This is a genomic window from Alteromonas sp. MB-3u-76 (genome assembly GCF_002831605.1).
Taxonomy (GTDB): Bacteria; Pseudomonadota; Gammaproteobacteria; order Enterobacterales; family Alteromonadaceae; genus Alteromonas; species Alteromonas hispanica.
Window position 1 is genome coordinate 1,066,795 of sequence record NZ_CP025115.1, and the last position, 22,488, is coordinate 1,089,282.

The 22,488-nt window shown below is 43.6% G+C and carries 21 protein-coding genes and 1 tRNA gene; 14 read left to right on the forward strand and 8 right to left on the reverse strand.

The features are described from left to right. Window positions 1-193: 193 nt before the first annotated feature. Window positions 194-2,158, forward strand: coding sequence for a cation:proton antiporter domain-containing protein (locus CW735_RS04815; RefSeq protein WP_100971135.1), 1,965 nt, complete (start codon window positions 194-196; stop codon window positions 2,156-2,158). A 110-nt stretch (window positions 2,159-2,268) separates the two neighbouring features. On the opposite strand, the gene CW735_RS04820 is transcribed toward CW735_RS04815, so the two are convergent. Further along, window positions 2,269-2,502 (reverse strand): hypothetical protein, encoded by a 234-nt coding sequence (locus CW735_RS04820; protein ID WP_100971137.1) that lies wholly within the window; start codon window positions 2,500-2,502, stop codon window positions 2,269-2,271. Between the two features lie 519 nt (window positions 2,503-3,021). On the opposite strand from CW735_RS04820, the gene tadA reads away from it, so the two are divergent. Continuing rightward, complete coding sequence (tadA, locus tag CW735_RS04825; protein WP_100971139.1) at window positions 3,022-3,561, forward strand: tRNA adenosine(34) deaminase TadA; 540 nt, start codon at window positions 3,022-3,024, stop codon at window positions 3,559-3,561. 271 nt (window positions 3,562-3,832) lie between these two features. On the opposite strand, the gene mltF is transcribed toward tadA, so the two are convergent. Continuing rightward, window positions 3,833-5,215, reverse strand: coding sequence for a membrane-bound lytic murein transglycosylase MltF (mltF, locus tag CW735_RS04830; protein ID WP_100971141.1), 1,383 nt, complete (start codon window positions 5,213-5,215; stop codon window positions 3,833-3,835). A 172-nt stretch (window positions 5,216-5,387) separates the two neighbouring features. On the opposite strand from mltF, the gene purL reads away from it, so the two are divergent. Next, window positions 5,388-9,275, forward strand: a complete 3,888-nt coding sequence (purL, locus tag CW735_RS04835) for a phosphoribosylformylglycinamidine synthase (RefSeq protein ID WP_100971143.1) — start codon at window positions 5,388-5,390, stop codon at window positions 9,273-9,275. Window positions 9,276-9,458: 183 nt separating this feature from the next. After that, window positions 9,459-9,599: a hypothetical protein gene (locus CW735_RS19715; protein WP_198033550.1), complete on the forward strand. Its 141-nt coding sequence runs from the start codon at window positions 9,459-9,461 to the stop codon at window positions 9,597-9,599. A 141-nt stretch (window positions 9,600-9,740) separates the two neighbouring features. On the opposite strand, the gene smrA is transcribed toward CW735_RS19715, so the two are convergent. From smrA to CW735_RS04850, 3 genes are all read right to left on the reverse strand, one after another. Continuing rightward, the gene (gene smrA / locus CW735_RS04840) at window positions 9,741-10,328 is read right to left on the reverse strand and encodes a DNA endonuclease SmrA (protein ID WP_100971145.1); all 588 of its coding nucleotides are present in this window, start codon (window positions 10,326-10,328) and stop codon (window positions 9,741-9,743) included. 420 nt (window positions 10,329-10,748) lie between these two features. Beyond that, window positions 10,749-10,824 (reverse strand) — tRNA-Arg (locus tag CW735_RS04845). Window positions 10,825-10,888: 64 nt separating this feature from the next. After that, entirely contained in the window at window positions 10,889-12,070 is a 1,182-nt protein-coding gene (locus CW735_RS04850; protein ID WP_071979709.1) for a flagellar assembly protein T N-terminal domain-containing protein, read from the reverse strand. Between the two features lie 373 nt (window positions 12,071-12,443). Between CW735_RS04850 and CW735_RS04855 the strand changes: the two genes are divergently transcribed. Next, window positions 12,444-12,941: an LPP20 family lipoprotein gene (locus CW735_RS04855; protein ID WP_071979708.1), complete on the forward strand. Its 498-nt coding sequence runs from the start codon at window positions 12,444-12,446 to the stop codon at window positions 12,939-12,941. A gap of 90 nt (window positions 12,942-13,031) precedes the next feature. On the opposite strand, the gene flgN is transcribed toward CW735_RS04855, so the two are convergent. The 3 genes from flgN to flgA all read right to left on the reverse strand — a co-directional run bounded on the left by flgN (window position 13,032) and on the right by flgA (window position 14,784). After that, on the reverse strand, window positions 13,032-13,463 hold the full coding sequence (flgN, locus tag CW735_RS04860; RefSeq protein ID WP_071979707.1) for a flagellar export chaperone FlgN: 432 nt from the start codon (window positions 13,461-13,463) through the stop codon (window positions 13,032-13,034). A 159-nt stretch (window positions 13,464-13,622) separates the two neighbouring features. Next, window positions 13,623-13,952 (reverse strand): flagellar biosynthesis anti-sigma factor FlgM, encoded by a 330-nt coding sequence (gene flgM, locus CW735_RS04865; protein WP_071979706.1) that lies wholly within the window; start codon window positions 13,950-13,952, stop codon window positions 13,623-13,625. A 103-nt stretch (window positions 13,953-14,055) separates the two neighbouring features. Then, entirely contained in the window at window positions 14,056-14,784 is a 729-nt protein-coding gene (gene flgA / locus CW735_RS04870) for a flagellar basal body P-ring formation chaperone FlgA (protein ID WP_071979705.1), read from the reverse strand. 216 nt (window positions 14,785-15,000) lie between these two features. Between flgA and CW735_RS04875 the strand changes: the two genes are divergently transcribed. The 9 genes from CW735_RS04875 (at window position 15,001) to flgH (ending at window position 22,475) form a co-directional block, all read left to right on the forward strand. Further along, window positions 15,001-15,930, forward strand: a complete 930-nt coding sequence (locus tag CW735_RS04875; RefSeq protein WP_071979704.1) for a chemotaxis protein CheV — start codon at window positions 15,001-15,003, stop codon at window positions 15,928-15,930. Window positions 15,931-15,945: 15 nt separating this feature from the next. Then, window positions 15,946-16,776, forward strand: a complete 831-nt coding sequence (locus CW735_RS04880; RefSeq protein ID WP_100971147.1) for a CheR family methyltransferase — start codon at window positions 15,946-15,948, stop codon at window positions 16,774-16,776. A gap of 180 nt (window positions 16,777-16,956) precedes the next feature. Beyond that, window positions 16,957-17,388 (forward strand): flagellar basal body rod protein FlgB, encoded by a 432-nt coding sequence (flgB, locus tag CW735_RS04885; RefSeq protein WP_071979702.1) that lies wholly within the window; start codon window positions 16,957-16,959, stop codon window positions 17,386-17,388. A gap of 2 nt (window positions 17,389-17,390) precedes the next feature. Continuing rightward, window positions 17,391-17,813, forward strand: coding sequence for a flagellar basal body rod protein FlgC (gene flgC / locus CW735_RS04890; protein ID WP_100971149.1), 423 nt, complete (start codon window positions 17,391-17,393; stop codon window positions 17,811-17,813). A 31-nt stretch (window positions 17,814-17,844) separates the two neighbouring features. Then, entirely contained in the window at window positions 17,845-18,531 is a 687-nt protein-coding gene (locus CW735_RS04895; RefSeq protein WP_071979700.1) for a flagellar hook assembly protein FlgD, read from the forward strand. 14 nt (window positions 18,532-18,545) lie between these two features. Then, window positions 18,546-19,931 carry a flagellar hook protein FlgE gene (flgE, locus tag CW735_RS04900; protein ID WP_100971151.1) on the forward strand — a complete coding sequence of 462 codons (1,386 nt, stop codon included), beginning with the start codon at window positions 18,546-18,548 and terminating at the stop codon, window positions 19,929-19,931. Window positions 19,932-20,183: 252 nt separating this feature from the next. Next, window positions 20,184-20,927 (forward strand): flagellar basal-body rod protein FlgF, encoded by a 744-nt coding sequence (gene flgF / locus CW735_RS04905; RefSeq protein WP_071979698.1) that lies wholly within the window; start codon window positions 20,184-20,186, stop codon window positions 20,925-20,927. Window positions 20,928-20,982: 55 nt separating this feature from the next. After that, on the forward strand, window positions 20,983-21,771 hold the full coding sequence (gene flgG, locus CW735_RS04910; protein WP_071979697.1) for a flagellar basal-body rod protein FlgG: 789 nt from the start codon (window positions 20,983-20,985) through the stop codon (window positions 21,769-21,771). A gap of 11 nt (window positions 21,772-21,782) precedes the next feature. Beyond that, window positions 21,783-22,475: a flagellar basal body L-ring protein FlgH gene (flgH, locus tag CW735_RS04915; protein WP_071979696.1), complete on the forward strand. Its 693-nt coding sequence runs from the start codon at window positions 21,783-21,785 to the stop codon at window positions 22,473-22,475. Window positions 22,476-22,488 lie beyond the last annotated feature (13 nt).

Consider the following 22,488-nt stretch of genomic DNA (forward strand, 5'->3'; position numbering starts at 1 on the left):
GTCAAATCACTGACACAAAAGCTAGGTTTGCCGTCATGCGTAGCCAAAGACGGCAAAGATCGTCATAAACTAGAGCCTAATTGCTCTGAAACGTCGTCATTCGAGACATCTAACTATGAATTAGCAAACTAAGTGCCAATTCTTTTTTGACGCTGCTGTGCTCTTAAATTTAACAACAAATAACGGAGGTAACGTGGGAACGAGCTTTATAAATATAGTTATTCTAATGTTTATATCTGTGTGTGCTGTTGCCATCTTTAAGCGCGTACATTTACCACCAATTCTCGCTTACCTTTTTGCGGGCGTTCTCGCCGGGCCACAAATCTTATCTGTTTTTGCTCATCCCGAGCAGATGCATCTTCTTGCTGAAGTCGGCATTGTTTTTCTGCTATTTTCACTGGGTCTGGAGTTCTCCTTACCCAAATTGCTTGCTATGCGCTCCTTAGTTTTTGGTGTGGGCTTAGGGCAAATGTTTATTACAACTGCTGTGTTTACGTGTATTCCCTATTTTTTTGGCTTATCCCTTAGCGCATCAATCATCGTAGGGGGCACACTTGCGTTAAGTTCCACAGCCATTGTTATCAAGCAAGCCACGGAAATGGGAATTCTGAATAACAGGCGCACGCAACTCGCTATTAGTATTTTGCTTTTCCAAGATCTTGCTGTGGTGCCATTTCTTATCGCTATTCCATTGCTGGCACAAACAGGAGAGGTCAGCATCGCGTTAGCGCTCGGTGAAGCGTTGCTTAAAGGCGTTTTCGTCATCGCTTTTCTGATGTCGGTGGGTAAGTGGGTGCTTCCTTGGGTGTTCAGGGAGGTGGCGAGAACACGAACCGATGAACTGTTTGTGTTAACCACTATTTTAATTGCGCTATTGGCAGGTGGGTTAACCTATTATTTTGGTCTATCAATGGCGCTGGGTGCGTTTTTAGCGGGAATGATGCTGGGAGAAAGTCAATACAAGTATCAGCTAGAGGCGGATATTCGACCCTTTAGAGATATCTTAATGGGTTTGTTCTTCGTAACAGTTGGTATGCAGCTCGATCTCACCGTGTTGTGGGACAGTCTATTCGAAATTGTTTTTGGCGTGTTTGCATTGATGCTAGTGAAAGTCATATTAGTTAGAGTGGCGTCAATGCTGGTAAAAACAGATCCTATCGACGGTTGGTCTGCTGGCGTTAAACTCTGCCAAATTGGCGAATTCAGCTTTGTTATTGCAGCCCTTGCGACAACCCACGGTGTGCTAACCACTCAGCAGTCCTCGCTTATTATAAGTATGGGGGTCATTAGTATGGCTTTAACGCCATGGTTAATGAGTAACAGCGTAGTGATTGCGAAACGTATCGTGAAAAGCGATATGACGCTAACTGATGATGACTCTCCCACAAGGCATGATACGCTGAGTAACCACGTTATTATTTGCGGCTTTGGGCGTGTCGGACAATCAGTCGCGAGAATGTTGAAGATGGAAGGCATTAAATTTGTTGCCATTGATATGGACCCTGTTCGTGTGCACGAGAGTCGTAATGCCGGTGAGCCTGTCGTGTTTGGCGATGCCAGCCAGAAAGATATTTTAATTAGTGCAGCCATTGAGCAAGCTAAATTAGTGTTAGTTACGTTCGACCAAGTCGATAAAGCTAAGCAGGTGATTACGCAGGCAAGAACTATTTCAACAACAGATGTTATGGTGAGGACTAAGCGAGATTATCAGCTAGACAGTCTCTATTCTGCAGGTGCAAATCAAGTTGTGCCTGAGTTGCAAGAGGGCAGCCTTATGCTCGTTTCTCAAGTGCTGCATTATGCCGGCGTTCCTATGTCTAGGATCCTAAAAAGAGTGCGCGCAGAGCGTAAAGGACGTTACGACCATATGCACGGCTTCTACCCTGGTGAAACCACTGAGATAACTTATGGCACAGAGGATAAACTTGAGTTTATTCACGCTGTTGTATTATCTGAGCACGCGGCATATGTCGGCAAGCCCATAAAGGATATTGATTTTGCGCGAATGCGCGTCACGGTGAAAGGATTGCGCAGAAACGGTAAAGAAGTAAAAGAGCCCGATGAAAACGCAGTATTACAGGCGCAAGATGTGCTCGTTATTGCGGGCAAGCCTAGGCGCGTAGAGCGAGCAGAGCGCAAACTTCTCGAGGGCAATTAGCCCTCGATGATAAGTAGCGCAGTCAGCCTTCGTTTATAAATAAAGCAATTAGCCGACGTTTGTGAATGCCGGCGTTTGTGAATATAGGGTAGTGCGAGTTAGATAGCTTTCTATGCAACGCGGTCTTTTTCTAGGTCAGCAAACTGTTTTTTCAGGTCGTACTTTTCGTCTGTAACTATTTTTTCTAACACAGAAACTCGCTCTTTCAATTCGGCAATTTCTGCTTTGTACGTACCTAACTCCTTGTCATTAATCTTCTTTTTACTTTTGTCTTTTGCAGTTTCAATAATACTCACAAGCGCCCAAGCACAGATAGCAACGATAGCAATAGCAGTTAAATTCACAGTGTGATCCCTCTCAAACAGTTTTAAAAAAGTGTAGTCGATAACAAGAAACTTGTCTCGTTTAACTAATTTAGCTAGCCAACCAGTACACGCTTTTTGTTACTATACGCAAAATTTTGACGCCTTTAGTAGAAAACGCAGCACGTAATTTTTTGGTATTAGGCTGATAGTTGGCAGATTATAGGCAGATAGAAATCTATCAAACATTGGCCTTCCACAGTTTCATTGTGCTATCAGCGTCTACATGCTTTGCCGTGTCTAGGGTGAAAAGCGTGTATCTACGTTTTAATAATTACTAAGCAAGCTTATTGCCATTTTTAGAAAATTCATACTTATTAGTGGGTTAAGAAGTATTTTTGAATTTTAGCAACCTTGTCATTGATGAAACTCACCAATCTAAATAGTGAGTTTAACGAACTAGTAACTAAAATCGTCAAAATAATGAGTATCAAAATAGTAGTCAGCTTGAGCCTTGAAGGTATGTTGCCGCAAGTCAATGAAGAAACGGTAAAAGAATAAATGGTTAACGAAAAAACGATGCTGTCTGTTAATACACCTACAGAAGAGAACGATGTGTTCTGGATGAAACATGCCTTATCGCTAGCAGACAAGGCTGAAGCTATTGGTGAAGTACCTGTGGGAGCCTGTGTTGTCATCAATGGAGCCGTGGTCGGAGAAGGATGGAATACGCCGATACGAGATCACAATCCTACAGCACATGCAGAAATGCATGCGGTTACTCAAGCGGCGAAACATATCCAGAATTACAGACTTATCGATGCTACGCTTTACGTTACGCTAGAGCCCTGTTCAATGTGCGCAGGCATGTTAATACACGCAAGAGTCAAGCGGGTAGTTTTTGGTGCGTGGGACGCAAAAACCGGCTCAGCAGGCTCTGTTATGAACTTGCTCCAGCATCCGGCGTTAAATCACCAGGCTGAAATTGTTTCGGGAGTGCTTGCCGATGAATGCGCAGAGAAGATATCAGCTTTTTTTAAAAAGCGAAGGCAGGAAATTAAAGCGGCTAAAAAAGCAAAAAGAGCACAACAACAAGATTAGTCTGTGCTTCGTGTTAACTGTGTGAACATGTCGTTGGTAACGTATAGTCTGCGTCTATGTAATACTTTCTGGTGACTGCGTTTTATAAGCAGTCTGCGTCTGTTAGTGTTTTTCAATCTAACTCCTTTTTTCATAAATCTATTTTTCTTCATATAAACTTCCTTAATTAATAATGCTGGGAAGTTAAATGACGGATATGTCATTCTAATTTCGCAGTTAACCTACGGTACAGAGATGACATTTAAATGACATATTTCAATAGCCAATAGACTTATATTTTATCTTGTTCATCGAGCCACACTAAGCTGTCGTAGTAACGACGAATATTTTCAACATACTGGAGTGCTTCATCGCCACGAGCATAGCCATAGCGAGTGGTACGGTAATACTTCTTCTGTCGTAGTTGAGGCAACCTCCTCTTTACATCTACCCACAAATCTGGGTTGCCACCTTGACGTTCGGTAAGCACCCTCGCATCTTCTAAATGACCCATTCCTATGTTGTAGGCGGCCATTGCCATCCAAGTTCTATCTGGGCTGCCAATTCGCGCAGGAATTCGACTTAATAGACTAGCAAAATAGCGAGAGCCTCCGCGAATGCTCTGCTCAGGGTCAACTCTGTCGCTAACATCCCAATCGCTTGCAGTATCTAGTGTGAGCATCATTAAGCCTCTCACACCAGTACGAGAAACCGCGTTGGGTTCCCAGTGACTTTCTTGATAGCTCATCGCGGCGAGAAGACGCCAATCTAAGTCGCCAGAATATTTTTTGAATAAGGGCAGATATTGCTTGAGCGTAGACTCTGCTGCGTTCTTAAATGCTCGACTGTCGACGTAGTCGAACTGTCGAATATGGCCGAAATACTTATCTTCTAAAACAGTAAACCAACCGGATTGATGTACAGTTCCAAAATATTCGATAATGGCGGCTTTCACAGAGTCGTCCTGATTAAGGGGAATTGCCCACGCCATTGGCATCTCGCTTTGAAGTGTTTTTGCAACAGCCAGACTAGGGTAACGCCTGCGCTGAAGTGCAAGACGGTTACTATCGGCAATAGTGTAATCGATGTCACCTAGCGCCACTTGTTGAAGCAATTCTTCAGAATCAGAATCTTCGGTAGTGACTATAGCTGTTTGTGAATCTGGTTTTTGCTGATCAGCCAGTAATTGATTGAGTATGTGAACCTGACTACTTCCAGATACAGCGACAATGGGAGATGAGAGGGTTTGAATATCTCTTGGTCTGTCTGTTCCCGCCTTGAAAACAAGCTGCTGCTCAACATACTGATATGCTGGTCCGTAGGCGAAACGTTGCTGCAAATCTGATGTCACTGCATCTCCTGTTGCAACAATGTCGAGGTTACCTTCTTCAAGCTGCTCAAGCATGACCTCGTAACTGTAAAACGGATATAAATCTAGCGTTACGCCAAGAAAGTCTGCAAACCCTGCCAGCAGTTCATATTCGAACCCCTGTGGCCCACCTGCGCCATTGTAGAATGTGCCAGCACCATAAACAGTGCCTACTTTGATAGAGTTCCTATCGAGTAGTTGTGACAGTGCAGTGGGCACAGAGGGGGCACTACAGCTAATAGATATGATAGAAAGTAGGATTAGGGCATACGTACGAATGTGCTTTTTATAGCATTGTGCCTGCATAGCGCTTTTCTTATTGTTAGTTAAAAAATTTTCAAAAAAAATTCATGTATGGGCGTATTGAGGTTACCAAGTGACCATAATTGCTCTATAATCCGCGCCGAATTACTCATCAATCTAAGAGGCAACGCGTCGCATTGGTGGTCGTTGTTTCCAAACAACCAGGTAAAGCACTATGTTGGTCCTTCGAGGCGCTCCCGCACTATCAGAGTTTAACCAAACTAAACTGATTGCAAAGCTGGGTCAATCCGGCGTTAAGGTTAAAAACCTTTACAGTGAATATGTTCACCTAGTAGATTCTCAAGGTGATTTGTCCAAACAGCAAATAGAAATACTTGAGAAATTGCTCACTTATGGGCCCGCAAGGCAGACGCAGTCAGCTTCTGGAACACTTTTCTTTATCACTCCTCGCCCCGGCACTATCTCTCCTTGGTCTTCAAAAGCCACCGACATTGCTCACAATTGCAGCCTTGAAAATATTAACCGCATTGAACGTGGTTGTGCATATTACGTAGATACTGAAGAAGCGTTGAGTGAAGCGGACTTTGCTTTGATTGCCAGTTTCTTGCACGATCGCATGACAGAGTCTGTATTTACACATACCGATGACGCCAACGTATTGTTTGCTCAAGCAATGGCAAAAAGTTTCACTTCGGTTGAAATACTAGAACATGGAAAAGGTGCGTTGATAGCAGCTAATGTGTCTTTAGGATTAGCCCTTGCTGATGATGAGATTGATTACCTGTTTGACAGCTTTACCACATTGGGAAGAAACCCAACCGACGTAGAACTTTATATGTTTGCTCAAGCAAACTCTGAACATTGCCGTCATAAGATATTTAACGCTAGCTGGACGATTGATGGAGAAGATCAGGAAAAGTCTCTTTTCAAAATGATCAAAAACACCTATGAGATACTGCCAGACAATGTGTTTTCTGCTTACAAGGACAATGCTGCAGTAATGGAAGGGTGGCAGGCTGGCCGATTTTTCCCCAACCCCCAATCTCATCAATATGAATACCATCATGAGAATATCGATATTCTTATGAAAGTGGAAACTCATAACCACCCTACAGCCATTTCTCCCTTCCCCGGCGCCGCAACAGGTTCAGGTGGAGAAATTCGCGACGAGGGCGCCACAGGTCGCGGCTCTAAACCCAAAGCAGGCTTAGTGGGTTTCACTGTTTCAAACCTTCGTATTCCTGGGTTAGAGCAGCCATGGGAAACCGAATATGGTAAACCTCAGCGCATTGTTAGTGCACTCGATATTATGACGGAAGGTCCGTTAGGTGGCGCTGCGTTCAACAACGAATTTGGCCGTCCAAACCTTTTGGGTTACTTCCGTACCTACGAACAGGAAGTGAATAGCTTTAATGGCGTAGAAGTGCGTGGTTATCACAAGCCAATCATGCTAGCCGGCGGTTTAGGAAACATCCGCCGCGATCAAATTGAGAAAGGTGAAATTACTGTAGGCGCCAAGCTTATTGTTCTAGGCGGTCCAGCAATGAACATTGGTTTAGGTGGCGGAGCAGCGTCATCTATGGCATCGGGTCAATCTAACGAAGATTTAGACTTTGCTTCAGTTCAGCGCGAAAACCCTGAAATGGAACGCCGCTGTCAAGAAGTTATCGATGCGTGTTGGCAGCTAGGTGAAAATAATCCGATTCAGTTTATTCATGATGTCGGTGCAGGTGGTTTATCAAATGCCTTACCTGAACTTGTAAGCGATGGGGGGCGTGGCGGTAACTTTGAACTTAGAAAAGTGCTGTCTGATGAGCCAGGGATGACACCACTAGAATTATGGTGTAACGAGTCTCAAGAGCGATATGTAATGTCTGTGGCGCCGGAAAACATGCCTGTCTTCGAGGCAATTTGTCATCGCGAGCGAGCGCCTTTCGCAATTGTGGGTGAAGCTACAGTTGAGGAGCACTTAAACCTTAACGACAGTCAATTTGATAACAAACCTATCGATATGCCTTTAGATGTATTGCTAGGTAAGCCGCCGAAAATGCATAGAGATGTTACTTCGGCCACATCACATTCTCCTGCATTCGATGACAGCGACATCAGTATAAGTGAAGCAGTATCACGTGTGTTGTCACTTCCTACTGTGGCGGAAAAAACCTTTCTTATCACGATTGGCGATCGCTCAGTAACAGGGTTAGTTCATCGCGACCAAATGGTTGGCCCTTGGCAAGTACCTGTAGCCGATGTAGCGGTAACGGCGAGTGCTTTCGATACGTACCACGGCGAGTCAATGGCTATGGGTGAAAGAACTCCTGTTGCCTTGTTGTCTCATGGCGCTTCTGCGCGTTTGGCCGTTGGCGAAGCGCTAACCAATATTGCCGCGTCTTACATTGGCGATATCAAGCGTATTAAGTTATCAGCAAACTGGATGACAGCGGCAGGGCATCCTGGTGAAGACGCTGGCCTTTATGAGGCTGTTAAAGCGGTGGGTGAAGAACTTTGTCCTGCGTTAGGACTCACTATTCCAGTAGGTAAAGACTCCATGTCGATGAAAACGGCATGGCAAGACGATGGAGAAGAAAAGGCAGTAACGTCGCCATTATCTTTGGTAATTACTGCTTTTGGCGCGGTGAAAGATATTCGCAAAACGCTAACACCCCAGCTTAGAACAGACAAGGGCGAAAGCAAGCTTTTACTTATCGACCTTGGGGAAGGCAATAACCGCTTAGGTGCAAGTTGTTTAGCGCAGGTTTACAATCAGTTGGGTGATAGCCCAGCAGATGTTGTTTCTGCTCCTAGGCTAAAAAGCTTTTTTGACGCCATGCAGAAATTAATTGGCCAAGACCTGGTCCAGGCTTATCACGACCGTTCAGACGGTGGTCTGTTTACAACTGTGGCTGAGATGGCTTTTGCAGGCAAAACTGGAGTAACAATAGCTCTCGATAAATTGTCTGGTAGTGATATCTCTGTCTTGTTTAACGAAGAGCTTGGTGCTGTTATTCAGGTGCTAGACCGCGACATTGAAAAGGTGAGTGTTGTATTAGCTGAAAACGACATTGCTGCTATTACGCACGAAATTGGCACTGTTAATACCACCGACATGATTGAGTTTAATCGCAATGGGTTGGCAGTATTCGCTGATAGTAGAGTCGCAATGCGAACAACATGGGCTTCAACCACCTTTGAAATGCAAAAACTGCGTGATAATCCGCAATGTGCTGAACAAGAACATATCGCCAAGCAGGATGCAAAAGATCCGGGGCTACATGCTGTTTTGTCTTACGATGTAAACGAGGATATTGCTGCTCCATATATTGCTAAGGGCATTAAACCGAAAGTTGCGATATTAAGAGAACAGGGCGTGAATTCTCATCTTGAAATGGCTGCTGCTTTCACTCGAGCAGGTTTTGATGCGATTGATGTTCATATGAGCGATATTTTGTCCGGACGACGCTCTCTTGAAGATTTCGCTGGTTTAGCAGCATGCGGCGGTTTTTCATATGGTGACGTGTTAGGTGCCGGTGAAGGCTGGGCAAAATCAATTTTGTTTAACAGCATGGCAAGAGATCAATTCGAGAGTTTCTTTACTCGAGATAACACGTTTAGCTTGGGTGTATGTAACGGCTGTCAGATGTTGTCGAATTTGAAGTCACTTATTCCTGGTACTGAACATTGGCCACACTTTGTTGCGAATCAGTCGGCTCGTTTTGAAGCTCGTGTCGCTATGGTGGAGGTGACTAAGTCTAATTCTGTACTACTCGACTCAATGGCCGGCTCTCGTATGCCAATTGCGGTTTCGCACGGTGAAGGACAGGCTGAGTTTGCGTCTGAGGATATGCTGAAAGCCGCTGGCGAACATGTTGCGCTTCGATACGTGGACAATTATGGTAACCAGACCATGCAGTATCCAGCTAACCCGAATGGATCGCCACAAGGGATCACGGGGTTAGCATCAGCAGACGGGCGAAGCACTATTATGATGCCGCATCCTGAGCGTGTATTCAGAGCGGTAGCGAATTCATGGTGCCCTGATGATTGGCAGGAAGACGGAGCGTGGATGCGTATATTCAGAAACGCCCGTAAGTTTGTGGGGTAATCATTTAGGGGGAATTAGTGTCAAACCATTGGCTTAGGTGTCAAAAAGTTGTTTTTAACCCTTGTCATAGGTTTGTCACTGATCTATTGTAGTGCAGCACGGAACGCTATTAGGTTACAGGAGTTGAATTGGGTTGCACTAGCAATTGGTAACAATGCTAGTTTAAATAATAAGAGACGAACAATGAATCGTTCCTCAAAAGGGTTTGGCTTGACTGGAGTCGCAGTAGCTGTGGTGTTGATGTTTATCACTGCTGTATTTAGTACTTCTGCGAAATCTGCTGAAGCTCCAACAACGCTAAGTGTGCAATCTTCAGTTAAGTAGTCTGAAAAATCAATAAAGCCCGCAATGAGGTCACTCACGGCGGGCTTTAATCATTCTGGGCAAACCTACTTATTTACTTCAAAGATCGTATCTAGGTTCTGTTTTAGTCGACTTTCATAGCAAATCTATCCAGTAAACATCTCAGCCTTTTCTGTTTTTTTCTCTATTTATTAGCTTTTGTTGCGGATGCTTTTTTAGCAGAACATAGGTAGCGCCAAAACCTCCGTGCATAGGCTGTGCAGTGTGAAACGCAATAACCTCCTCAAGTTCACGCAACCAATGGTTTACATAGCTTTTCTTTAAACCCGGGAAAGGCTTACTGTTTTCACCTGTTCCATGCTTCACAATGAGTGCTCGTATACCTCGTTCATGACCTGCACAAATTTGCTTGTAAAGAAGCTCTCGGCTTTCTTGCAGTGTTTTACCCGCTAAACTGACAGCCAGCTCGAGAGGGTATTTACCTAGCCTTAACTTTTTAAATACGCCGTCTTGAATTCCCGGTTGCTGAAACTGAATAAATTCATCGGGAGGTACTGGCTTTACACCTTCCATACTTAATGGATTTTTGAGCGTATCGCGAACCTGTATTTGCTGAGAGGCTCGCTTTTGTTTTTCAGCCAGCGCTGCGTTGGGGTCATGCAGTAACGCTTTGTCGTTAGAGGTAATGGGTTTTACATCTTGCATTTCAGCAAAAAAAGAATCTAGCTCTTCGCGTTCGAAATGGCTCATTAACATTCCCCTTGTGAATACCTTGAATCTGCACAGAGCAAATAAAAAGACTCATAATGCTTACTAAGGATAGTTTTATACACTAAAACACAATGTAGGGATTAGCCAATAACATTTAAATAGGAAGCTAAAAAATAGCGCCCGGTTCATTGAGCATTTCTATCACGTCCCAGACGTCTTTTGTGCCACCCTCTGTTTCTGATTCATTACTTTCAGATGAACAGCACTCACTTAAGTTATTCATATTATTCTTTCGGTTCACAAAGCTACTTTTTATTAAAGTATTACCCACTTTATGCAAATAACAAAAAATAATGGGGGCCAGACAAGTTTTACCTAAGAGACAATGGATGAGATTCTTTACAATGAAATGCATCCACGCTGAAAAAATGAGTGCTCTGGCTCGATACTCTTCGGTGGTGGCGTCCCCACGAGGACTCGAACCTCGATCAGCGGCTTAGGAGGCCGCAGTTTTATCCTGTTAAACTATAGGGACACAGCGCGATATTATACTTAGATAAGATGAATACGGAACCCTTTGGTTTACTTACTTTTTATCTTCATTTTTTCACAACAAAGTCATTTTCTTGAATGTTGGCTACAAGTCCAGACTGTTTGTGAATAATGGTAGAAGAATTAGCAAACGTATTTTCGACAACAAATGTACCGGGGTAGAGCGAGTATTGGAGGAATTTTTTACCCTTGTTGTCCATTATCTCTTTTGCCTGATATAGCATTAGCTCATCATTTTCTTCTATACCATTATCCCTTCCAAGAGAAATAGAAATGATGTCTCCTGCTACATTAATTACCCGTCCGGTCGTTGGCTGACACGCAATCGATTCTTTAATATCTTGAATAGCGTCAAGTAATAAATCTTGAGTTTTTCTGCCGTAAATAGATTGCCAAAAATAATTTGAATGCTCGTCAATTTGCTCAAATCGGTCGAAGGTCCACTCTGCATGTGTATTATACGATTTGGTAAATAATCTTCCGCCGTTGATGCCATCAAAGACTTCTAATGTAATAGCAAAGTATCTATCTACTTTGTCGTCGCTCCATGGGGTGAATACTGAGGCGGGTTGTCTATCAATACTCAAGTCATCGATAGTGCCGATGATAGCGAACTGTGAATTACCATATTGTGCTAGCGAGCGAACATTTTGTTCAGTGTACTCGCTTTTAAATTTCGCAGTATGAGGAGCAATATAGGCAAGCCTGAGGTTATCAGTGGTTTCAGACATAAGTTTGGCAAACTTATTCGTTACAGCCTCATCAAAATGTCTAATATTACCTTCTGTTAGTTGCTGCCTATTTGGGGTTAAAAAGTATGTAGTGGCGAAAAGTTTTTTATCATTACCTGCATTACATGTTCTGGTTGCTGGAAATATATCTGCTCTAATACTGACAGTAAAAATCTCGCCATTGTATCTTTCATCGATAATTTCAATTTGTTCTACTTCGCCATTACTGCGAATTGTCAGTTCTTCGTTTTCTAGAAGCCCATTTGTGAGCTGTTGAACACTATTCACTGATGCTCCGGAGAAAAGCATGGCTTGCTTGAGCGCTTCTTCAATAGCTTCTCGCTTCGCCGCTTCTTTATCGCCATTTAAGATAATTGCCTGACCTTTGGCTTCATACCACATGGCATGCGCCTGCCCATGTAAAAAGGCCACTAGGCAAACGCATGCCACGACCGCATTAAGCAGCATGACATAAACTTTCGATTTGTTACTTAACATGTCGACCTCTTGATATTACTTAGGTGCTAACTCAGAAGCATGTTTAGCTAGAAATTGGCTTTAAAAGAAAGTAAACGTAAAGCGAAATTCAAACTTTGCGCTGAGATACCAGAGCACATGACCTGAGCACATGACCTGAGCTATGCTAGAACAATGCCATATCTTTACTGAGAAGTGTCTTAATGCAATTAGGTGGAAATATTGGAAGGGGTTTACCAGTGTAAAGATGTTTAGGTACAAATTTTGCTTTTCTTTTTTGTCACATAGGTTAAAACGCAAGCTAGGGTGCTAAAGCACTTCACTCTTGTCAGAGTTCTAAAGCAAAACGAGAAGTGGCAACCAAAAGGCAATAGCTAAGACAGGAATATGTGTCATGAAGTTACTAACAGTCCATACATCAACAGTGAGTGCAATAGTGAGAACAATCATCCTATTTATTGGCGTTACTATGGGGCTTACAGGTTGCGGTGTTATTGATAAACATATTGAGTGGGAAAGTGTCGAGCCAAATACGTATCCTGTGCTCACCGCTGTTGGTTATGCGCCCATCGAGTCTCAGCAAGGTAGCAATGCAAATGTAAAGCGACTAATGGCAATGAAGGCGTCAAAACTAGAAGCTTACCGAGAGCTTGCAGAGCAAGTTTATGGCCAGCGTATCGAAGGTTCGCAGTCGCTTTCAAGCTTAGTAGTGAATAGCGAGTCTTTACGAGCTTCTGTAGACGGCGTTATTCGAGGAGCAAAAGTGGTAAAAACCTATCCAGTGGGAGAAGACACTTATGTCACAGAATTGACGCTGGATATGAAAAGGGTTTACGACATCTATTTGACTACAGCAAAACCCCGTAGAGTTAAAAACGTCACTTATTACTGATTGCTAAATCACTTTAAAGACAACATTGCACCATTACGCGCTTAGCTATTTAATTAGTAGCTATGCACCTACTATCTATGCACCTGCTAGCTATGCACTTACTCCTGAACCCAAAGTACCGCCTTTAGGTTTTCCCTTTTTATCATAGGTGAGTGATTCTTTTGCGCGCAATTCCATCATTAAATTACGAAGGTGGGTTAGCCGAAGTTGACCCTGCTCAACGGCTTTTTGATTTACCTGTGTGCGGTACTTGCAGTCATCGAGAAGAGCCTTTGCTTTTTCTGTAAGCACATCATCTTCCTCACTATATGTTTGCCCTTGGTCAATTAAGGCTTCGGCCGCTGAATCTATCTTTTGGATGTCTTCTAACAACTGAGCTTTTTCGTCTAACAAAGCCATGAGGGATTCAGCTTCGCGAGAGCTAATTAACTGTAGCTCTCTTTCTAATAGTGTCGACAACGCAGTTAACTTGTCCACTTGGTTTTGAAGTATCGATGTTAAATTTACTGTTTGCTCGCTCACTGAAAGCTCTCTTTTAAATACGGTACGTTGAAAAAGATGTTACAGATAGCATAGCACTGTGACTTTCTCTGTAAATGCTGCGACATACTTCAAGAATACTCATTTGCACCCTCACTACTGAGCACTGAGTGTATTCGCAAAAGTCATCAGTAACAAAAATCACTTAGAACCGAAAATCTCTGCTTCTGCTTTCGCTATCTTGTTCGCCAGTACTTCAGGATTAATTTGGTAGTCACCGCTTTGAATTGCTTTTTTCAAACGGTCCACTTTTTCCTGATTCACTGGTGCTTCAGTACCTTTCTTCTGAACTTGGTTTAACTGCTGAGCAGATTGCGTTAATGAAACGGAATCTTGACGGGGTGCTGGAGCTGCCGTTGCAGTTTTTGACGCAGCTTGCTGCTGCGCTTGTTGTGTCTGATTTTGCTGAGACACTTTTCCGTTATCAACGGGATTTTTCGGTAACCCATTGTTTATATTGTTAATAGCCATAATAGTTCCTCACTACCTTCTCACCTCTGTATAGGGTATCGGCGAAAGCCCCGTTATCTTTAGCTTTAAATAGCGAAAAAAGGATAGTTTTTCTATGCTAGTTTTATAATTGTATCACGACTTTCTCTGTACTGGCGACTCTGGCTATAACAGTCTTTTTAGAGCTTGCGTTAAGTACTTGAATACTATCGCCAACCACGCCATCTTGCTGTGCGATACCCGCAGTTCTCACTTTCATTTTACCTACTTCGGCAGAAATGGTGATCCGGTCACCTTTGCATACAAAGCAAAGCATATTTGCTTGGATTGCTTGACCATTTGTTGCTCGCCTCTTCATTCGAGCGCCCACCAGCGAGTCAATTTCTGTGAACGTCGTGTAACGGAGTTGACGAACATCCACGCTCGCCATTGTTAAATTCGACGACGATAAAACTGTACCAGGACTTACTGCCCCGCTGGTAACAACAATATCTTTTGTTCTCGATACTTGGCCGCTAGTAAACAAATACCAATCATTGGTTTCACAACTCACGCGCACCGATATGTAGGACTGCTTCAGTGCGTCTTCTGAAGTGTGATAGCGGTATCCGGTAGAGCACTCAGGGATATTTATCCTATCGTCTATTTTTACTATGGCAACATCGATGTTAGTATCCTGCGAATTTTCAGTTAGTTGCGTGATTAGATATTCACGAGCGCCGTTTTCTACAACGCGATGCAAATTTTCCATCGCGAAAATGGAAAATGACATTACACTCGTTGCGGCACTTGATACTAAAAGTGCACAAACAGCGAGTTTTCTTACATGACTTTTACTATTTTGTTTTTTCATTGTGACTTTTCGTGTTCAGTTCGTGAGTTATTGGCTATGCTTAAAAGGTAAACGCGGGTTTTACCGACAGTTGCTTTTGAGAGTTGTTAACGCTACTGTCATTTTTTTGTCGTTTAATCTGCAAAAACCAAATGATATTGTCTATTTTGTATAGAAATACAAAGATGTAATGTTCATGACGCAATGTTCATGCCCAGAATTACCTAGAGGTGACTTATGTCGGGGATCTTAGATTCAGTTAACCAGCGCACACAGCTTGTGGGGCAGAATCGTTTAGAGTTATTGCTATTTAGATTAAACGGTCGCCAGCGTTTTGGTATAAACGTATTTAAAGTCCGAGAGGTTCTTCAATGTCCTCCGTTAACCTCTATGCCAAAACTCAATCCTTTAGTGCGCGGCATTGCGCACATTCGTGGTCAGACTATTTCGGTAATCGATTTGAGTATGGCAACGAAAGGTCGAAAAATTGAAGATTTATCTAACGCGTTTATTGTTATCGCGGAATACAATCGTTCGGTTCAAGGGTTCTTAGTAGGCGCCGTTGAGCGCATTATTAATACTAATTGGGATGCCATCATGCCGCCCCCGCAAGGCAGCGGAAGAGCAAGCTATCTTACTGCGGTAACTGAAGTCGAAAACGAACTTATTGAAATCCTCGACGTTGAAAAAATACTCAATGAAATTTCTCCGTTAAACGCAGAGGTAAGCTCTGAGGTTGCCGAAGGGTTAACCACTGAAGGGCAAGAAAATAAGATTATTTTCATAGCTGATGATTCTACAGTAGCCAGAAACCAGGTTAAAAAAGCGCTAACGTCACTGGGTCTCGAAATCGAGCTAGCTAAAAACGGGCTTGAAGCACTTAAGCGATTGAAAGAGATTGCCGAAGAGTATGGCGATATTACCAAGCGAGTGGGGGTTTTAGTCTCGGATATTGAAATGCCGGAGATGGATGGATATACGCTTACTGCCGAGATTAAAAACACTCCAGAACTGCAAAAGCTACATGTTGTTCTTCATACATCGCTAAGTGGTGTATTTAACCAAGCTATGGTTCAAAAAGTGGGAGCAGATGACTTCATCGCTAAATTCCATCCTGACGAGTTGGCTACTGCCGTTCAAAAGTGGTTAATGACTGAATGCGAATAACGGAGCACCAACGGATTGATTAACAAAGATGTTTCGCCAGAAAGCTACCTGAAATTTAGACAGTTTTTAGAGAAACAATGCGGGATTGTGCTTGGAGAGAACAAGCAATACCTGGTGCGGAGCCGACTTGCCTCATTACTCTACAAGTTTAAATATAACTCTGCCGACGAGCTGATCAATGTGGTTGTGCGTGGGCACGACCGTGCGTTGCTTCAAAGCGTTATTGACGCTATGACAACTAACGAGACCTTATGGTTTCGCGACAACTATCCCTTTGATCTTTTGGTCAAAGAGTTATTGCCCAGCCTCGCCAAAACAAATAGAAATATAAAGATTTGGAGCGCGGCCTGTTCATCAGGGCAAGAACCCTATTCGATTGCTATGTCGATTTTAGAGTTTCAACGACAGCGACCTGGTATTTTGCGTGGTGGTGTTGACATTGTTGCCACCGACCTATCGTCTGAGATGCTTAAAAAATGTGAACTTGGCGTTTACGATGAGCTTTCTTTAGCTCGCGGATTATCGCCCCAGCGGCGACATGCATTTTTTCAGCAACACGAAACGGGCAGAATGCAAATAAAGCCTGAAGTTAGACGCATGGTAACGTTTAAAAGCTTTAATCTGTTATCGAGCTATGCGGCATTGGGGCGTTTTGATATTGTTTTTTGTCGTAATGTTTTGATTTATTTCTCTGCTGATGTCAAACAGCGTATCCTGCAACAAATTGCCGGTCAACTGCAGCCCCAAGGTGTCCTTTTCCTTGGCGCTTCCGAGTCGATAAGTTCGGCGAGCGAAATATACTCTATGGTGAAATGTCAGCCAGGTCTTTATTACCAGAAAAAATAAAAGTACTTTGTTGCTGAAATTTAAGTACTTTTATCCTTTCCTATTTCTTTTTGTTCTACCTTTAACATCGTCAATTATTCAACATGGCATTCTGCTTGCTAATTCTTTCACTAAAACGCTAACTGACAATTGATCACAACTTAGTTAGCAGAGGTGTTTGAACAGCAGGGGTCATTTCATATGGCGATCAATTTAGACAAATTAGTTGGATTCCATGAATCAGCACTGAAAATACGTACTGAGCGGATGGAGGTCATATCTGGCAACCTAGCCAATGCAAATACCCCTGGTTATAAAGCAAGAGACATAGACTTTAACAAAGCAATGCAGTCAGCCATGAACGAAGGTGTTCAAGGCAAACATAAGAATAGTGGTGGGCTGGTGCGCACCAATGAACGCCACTTAAGCGGCAATCCTTCGTCAGTAGCGGCAAATTTCGACATGCAGTATCGCATTCCAACCCAGCCTGACACAGGCGATGGCAACACTGTTGAAGTTCAGTCTGAGAGGAACCGTTTTTTAGACAATGGGCTTCGTTATCAAGCAAGCCTACAGTTTTTGAACGGAAAAATTAAAGGCATGAAAAAAGCAATTGGTCCTGGAGGGCAGTAGCAATGGGTTTATTTAATGTTATGCAGATATCTAGCACTGGAATGGAGGCGGAAAACGTCCGTCTTAACACCATTGCAAGTAATATTGCCAACGCAAATTCAGTGAGCAGTAGTTATGAAGAAACCTACCGTGCTCGTCATCCAGTTTTTGCCTCTGCGTTGCAAGATGCAATGAGCGACCAATCAAAAGGTGTCGGTGTTGAGGTTAAGGGCATTGTAGAGAGTGATGCACCACTACAAGTGGAGTATTCGCCAAACAACCCGATGGCTGATGCTGAAGGGTATATCTATAAACCAAATGTAAACATTGTCGAGGAGATGGCAAACATGATGTCAGCCTCGAAAGCATACGAAACGAATGTTCAGGTAGCTGATACAACGAAACGCATATTCCGCCGTGTTTTACAGTTAGGGCAGGGACAATAATGTGCCGTTTGGTTAACGTGAGGAAAAACCAGTGAACACAATTAATAATACCGGGCTAAACACCGACCTCTACTGGCAAGAGGAGAAGGTGAAAATTGCGGATGGCACCGAGCAGCAGCTTAATCAGGAAGACTTTTTCGCAATGCTTACAGAGCAGCTTGCTAATCAGGACCCGACTAAGCCGGTTGATAACGATCAAATGGTAGCGCAGATGACGTCATTTACGATGGCCGACGGTATCTCCCAGCTAAACGAAAAATTTGAATCGTTTGCCTCTTCTATGACGTCAAACCAAGCACTCCAAGCATCGAGCCTTATAGGTCAGAACGTGCTTGTACAAGGTAATGTTGGCTTTATGGCGAATGATTCAAGTGGGATTTCTGGTGTCGTGGTAAATGAAGAAACGGTCCAGAATATGACTATCACTATCCAAAACCAATTTGGTGAAGTTATAAAAACCATTGATGCTGGTACTCAGACCGCCGGTAATATTCAGTTTGACTGGGACGGCAGAGATCAGCGTGGCAACCCTATGCAGGCTGGTGAGTATGTTATTAGCGCCACGGGCGAGGTAAACGGTGAGGGTGTACAGCTTAATACAGCAGTAAACCGTCACGTAGGTAGCGTAAGTCTGGCCGGTAGCGGGCAGGGCGTAATTTTGAATTTGGATGGTGATGTCAGTATTAATCTCGACGACGTCATTCAAATCGGCAGTTAGTAGGAGAACAAATAATGTCTTTTAATATTGCACTGAGCGGCGTTTCAGCCGCGCAAAAAGATTTGGATGTCACAGCCAATAACATTGCAAACGTGAACACTGTAGGTTTTAAAGAATCCAGAGCTGAGTTTGGGGATGTGTATGCAGCATCACTGCTTGCTGGCGGTAAAACCAAAGTCGGTGATGGTGTACTCACACAGGAGGTTGCGCAACAGTTTTCACAGGGTAGCTTACAGTTTACCAATACATCTCTTGATTTAGCTATAACAGGGAATGGCTTTTTTGCCACTGTGCCGGAGATAACATCTCGAGACTTCTCTTTTACTCGCGCGGGCCAATTCAAACTAGATGACGATAACTTCGTTGTAAATAGTAATGGTGATAACCTGCTTGGTTTTCCAGTAAACGCCGACGGAACAAGCGCTTCAGTTGCGTTGAGTACCACCGAGCCTGTTCGGATCCCTGATTCATCTGGTTCGCCTCAACAAACCTCAGAGGTGGATATTCGAATGAATTTACCTGCAGGAGATGTTGGTTTGGATCCTCAGGATTTTGACCCACAGGATCCACTGACGTATAACGCAGCAACGTCTGTTACTGTCTATGACTCATTAGGCGATAGTCATGTAATGACGTATTACTTCATTAAAGATAGTGCGCCTACCGCAGACAACGAGTGGTATGTGGTAACAGCTGTTGATGATCAATTGGTAGATATGACCGACTCAACAGGGGCAGATACCGACCCTGCCACCGCAGTAAACTCTGTTGGCGGAAATACAGGTAATGCAGTAACTGCTTCAAAACTGTTGTTTTCTCAAGGTGGTGACTTCAACGGAATGGAGACGCCTGACGGACTTCCAACCCTAGACTTTAAAATGCAAACTGAGGCACTAGGGGCAACAATCCTTGCTAACGGTTCTGACCCGAGTCAACAGATAAGCATAGATTTTAATTTAGATGTGAATAACGCCACGCCAAATGAGCCAACTCAATTTGCTTCTGCTTTCGAAGTAACGTCACTTGAGCAGGACGGCCTGCCGGTTGGACGTCTAACCGGTATTGATATTGGTCCCGATGGCTTGGTTCGAGCGACATTCTCAAACGGTACATCAGAGCCTATTGTGCGAGTTGCACTAGTTCGCTTTTCCAATGAGCAAGGTCTAACGCAGGAGAGTGGAACTCAGTGGAAAGAGAGTATTTTGTCGGGCGAAGCGTTAGCGGGCGAAGCCACCACGGGAACATTTGGTGAAATTAATTCATCTTCTCTTGAGCAAGCAAACGTTAACTTAACCACCGAGCTCATCGATATGATCATTGCTCAGAGGAACTTCCAGGCAAACTCTCGAGCGCTTGAGATTAACAACTCGCTCAACCAGACAATTCTGAATATTAGATAATCGCCTAATCTATGATTTGCTGATTTCTAACTCTGAAGAGAAAAGCTTTTGTGGGTTGCTCTTCCTAAGTAAGTTGCTCTTCTTAAGTAAAAAAACTGAGCCGTAGATGTCATCTACGGCTTTTTTATTTCAAAAATCTCTTTGTAAAACAATATGACCTCTTCTAGTTTTTCACTCCTTATCTAGAGCAAAGCAATGTGGCACTGCCTTTGCAACAACTGTGTATGGTTTGAACAGAGTCAAAAGTCAGTCATGGATAAACTTCTCTATATTGCAGCTAGCGGTGCGTCTCAAGACCTTATGGCAACGGGGATTCGCTCTAATAACTTAGCCAATGCGCAAACGACAGGTTTTCGTGCTCAGCTAGAGCAGGCTAGAGCAATGCCGGCGTACGGCGAAGGTTTGCCTACCCGCGTTTTTTCAATGACAGAGAGTCCATCAAACAACTATGAATCAGGTCCGATGATTAAAACCGATCGCGACTTAGATGTAGCGATACAGGGTGACGGTTGGTTTGCAGTTCAAGATGAAAACGGTCAAGAAGCCTACTCTCGAAACGGCAACTTCAAATTGGGTAGTGACGGAATATTGACAGACGTAAATGGGCGGGCTGTGTTAGGTGATAACGGTCCACTTTTTCTTCCGGTGCCATTAGATAACCTTACTATTGCGACGGACGGTACGCTATCCATGAGACAGGTTGGGGCACCGGCTAACGTTATAGAAACGGTAGGCAGAATTAAACTTGTTAGTTCTAACTATGCCGATATGGAAAGAGGCACAGACGGTTTATTTCATATGAAAGACGGTTCGGTTGCAGACCCGTCAGCCAATGTAAAAGTCATGTCTGGCATGTTAGAGGGGTCTAACGTTAACGCCGTTGAAGAAATGGTAGATATGATCAGTCTGCAGCGTCACTACGAGCTGCAAGTTAAAGTAATGAAGCAAGCGGAAGAACTCGATACCCGCGGCAACATGATGTTGCGAATTTTATAGTCACTCTTTTTTTGATAAATAATGGCGCGCAATGTCGCGTTGTTTGGAGGTTAACATGCACCCAGCACTGTGGATTAGTAAAACCGGATTAGATGCCGCTCAAACCGATGTGTCTGTGGTTTCTAACAACTTAGCAAATGCTTCTACGGTAGGTTTCAAAAAAGATCGCGCCGTGTTTGAAGATTTACTCTATCAGAACATTAACCAGCCTGGCGGACGCTCATCTGCGGATACCGAGCTGCCTTCAGGCCTCATGCTAGGCTCTGGGTCGAAAGTTGTTTCAACACAGAAGGCTCATACACAAGGAAACCTGCTTACCACAGATAATGCGTTAGATTTATCTATTCAAGGACGTGGTTATTTCGAAATTTTGCAGCCCGATGGCACAACAGCGTACAGTCGTAATGGACAGTTTGGTCTAAATGATCAAGGACAAATTGTAACGTCTGGCGCCGGTTATTTGCTTCAACCTCAAATTACAATTCCGCCAGATGCACAGCAGATTACTATTTCTCAAGATGGTCAGGTAAGCGTGAGTATTCGCGGGCAAGCGCAACCTCAACAGTTAGGTCAGATAAATATCGCTGATTTTGTGAACCCCACGGGATTACAGCCTATAGGTCAGAATCTTTATGCAGAAACAGTATCTAGTGGGTTTCCGGTGCGAGGCGTTCCAGGGCTTCAGGGACTTGGAATGTTAGCGCAAGGTGCGCTTGAAACGTCTAACGTAAATGTGACTGAAGAATTGGTTAACTTGATTGAGAGCCAGCGTCTGTATGAAATGAACTCGAAAGTTATTTCATCAGTGGATCAGATGCTCGGACAAGTTATTCAGCAGTTGTAGGAGTGCTTATTATGCATCGTTTTGGCTTCTTGTTATTTGCTCTTGTTGTATTAGCTACGCTATCTGGGTGTGAGAGTACGCCAGAGCAACCAATACAAGCGAATGATCCTTTTTACGCTCCTATTATTCCAGACTATCCGAAAGAAACTATCATAGAGGATGGTTCCTTGTTCCGTGGACATTTAGCGAGAAGCCTTTATTCAGATGTTACAGCGCGCCAAATCGGTGACATTATCACCGTTGTGCTCAGTGAAAATACTGCTGCTACAAAGTCCGCAAATACCACAACGTCGAGAGAAACTTCTGCCGAGCTTGATCCCATCATTGGTCTTGGAGGCAATGCGGTAAATATTGGCTCCGAATCAATTCAACTTGGCATTGATGGCTCTAATGACTTTGCTGGAGACGCCGCAGCTAATCAAACTAACAGTCTTCAAGGTAGCATATCCGTTACTGTGGTAGATGTATTGCCTAATAGTAATCTTGTAGTAAGGGGAGAAAAGTGGATGACCCTAAACCATGGAGATGAATACATTCGACTTACTGGGATAGTCAGGCCCCTTGATATAGACCCCGATAACCAAGTGCAATCTACACGTATTGCCAATGCAAGAATTCAATATAGCGGTACTGGTTCATTTGCTAGTGCGCAAGAAAAGGGCTGGTTAGCGAAGTTTTTCTCTTCTCCTTGGTGGCCTCTTTAATATGGTGGGTTTT